The 1,731-nt window shown below is 61.2% G+C and carries 1 protein-coding gene and 1 pseudogene; both read right to left on the bottom strand.

Annotation, left to right across the window (positions count from 1 at the left end):
- Positions 1–659: 659 nt before the first annotated feature.
- Positions 660–874, bottom strand: a pseudogene (locus tag RSO01_RS46650) (IS481 family transposase); the annotation flags it as partial.
- Between the two features lie 87 nt (positions 875–961).
- The coding region (locus RSO01_RS48245; protein WP_170303904.1) for a calcium-binding protein at positions 962–1,731 on the bottom strand (770 nt) is incomplete at its 5' end.

The raw sequence follows: 1,731 nt of genomic DNA, 5'->3' as shown, positions 1-1,731 counted from the left end.
AATGCAGCCCAGCATCAACGCATTTGAGCCCTTGATACCGCAAACCGGGCTCGACCGTATTCGGCGTCAACCCGAGTGATCGCTGTTCGAGCTTTCTTCGCGGGAGAGAGGAACATCAGAGGCGATGTGCCGGAACGCCAAATCCTATCGAGGCGGTGTGGCCGGCGGGCGCGGCTTCCAGGCCCAAGGCCCTTTCGCTGTGCCGCGGTGTAAGGCGATGCGAACCCAATTTTAGCGCTACCCCACTCCGCACATCGGCACCCTTCTTACGTCCGTGGAAACGCTGGAGGCGCCGTACGCCAGCACATCTTTTTCCTAGCTAAACCGCCAGGAATCCGCAAACGCGAGAAGGCCCGGTTGTGGGATGTGCCAGCCAAGTTATCAAAAAGATCATGTCCCTGGGGCGCTCGGCGGCAAAGACGATCATCTTGCGCAAAAGATCGGCGCCGCAGGTTCACCATTGGGGCGGTCATCGGTCGTGTCCTCAGGTCTTGGGTTGGTCTTCGGAATCCGACCCTAAGCCCGCAATCGCCGATGACCGGCGCAACGCCGCTCCCTCGCTACGGCGCTAGTGGATAGCGCGCTCGCTAGCGGTCTTGTCTCCGTCAGTTACACCACCACTGGGGACACGACCATCAAAAGCGCATATCTCGATGCTGGAAGTAGCCGATCGGGTAGGTCTTGAACTTGCGCTTTTGGTCTTTGCCATCCTCGACATCGGGCAGCCGTGAGATGCCCTGCCGCTGTTCGCGGCGGTGTAAGGACGAGCGCGTCAGGTGCGGGATCGTCGTCTGTAGGCATACAGGCAGTCATCGAGCGGCAGCAGCATATGTCGACGAAACGCGACAACGACGGCTTCGTCCTCAAGTGAGATCACATCCAGCGAAACACCCGCAAGATCTATCGGGTGTTTCATCGGGACTGCCATTGCAAGCTTGCTCTCGGCGCTGGGACCGAGGCCTCACACGATCAGGAAGTCGTTGTTGGTGAGTGCAAGGCCGGCGGCGAGCTGGGCGAACTGCGTCGCCCCGCCGGCGGCATTGCCGTTGTTGTCGTAGAACAGCTTACCTGTATCGGTTTCGTAGACGATGCGGTCGCTGGCGTCCTGGGCGGTGCCGGATGTATTGGCGACGAACTGCGCCGATGTCAGTGTGCCCGTGCCCGTGATCGCCGTGAAGATCGCGTTGTCCAGGACAATGGTGTCGGCGACGACATTGAAGTCGGTGATCTGGTCGATGTTGGTCGCCGCATTGAGGGCGGTGTTGAACACGAATTGGTCGCTCCCGCTCCCGCCCGTGAGAATATCGTTGCCGCCGCCCGCCGCGATCGAGTCGTTGCCGGCCCCAGCCACGATGGTATCGGTGTTGGCGCTGCCAGTGATCGAGAAGCCTTCGGTCTGGCCCGACAGGTTGATCGTGACGCCGGCCGCGGCGGTCGCCGCGGAGATTGCCTCCACCCCCTGGATCGATGTGTTCGAGTTAGAGCCCAGGATGTTGAGGTCGGACGACGTCGACGTCAGGTTGATCGTGTCGCTGCTGCCGGAGCCGAGATTGATGGTGCCTGACCCGATCAGGATTGCATCGAGCTGAGCGCCGGAGAGGGTGATCGAGTCGCTGCCCGAGGTGCCCGTGAGGTTCCCCGTATCGATGTTGCTCATCGTGGCAAGCGCAAGCGACGAGATGTTCCCGCTGGCGACAACGTTCAGCGTATCCGTGCCGCTGACCAGGTCAA

It is taken from the genome of Reyranella soli (assembly GCF_007992495.1).
Taxonomy (GTDB): Bacteria; Pseudomonadota; Alphaproteobacteria; order Reyranellales; family Reyranellaceae; genus Reyranella; species Reyranella soli.
Note: the sequence above shows the minus strand (reverse complement) of the source record. Positions and strands in the feature narration are given on the sequence as shown.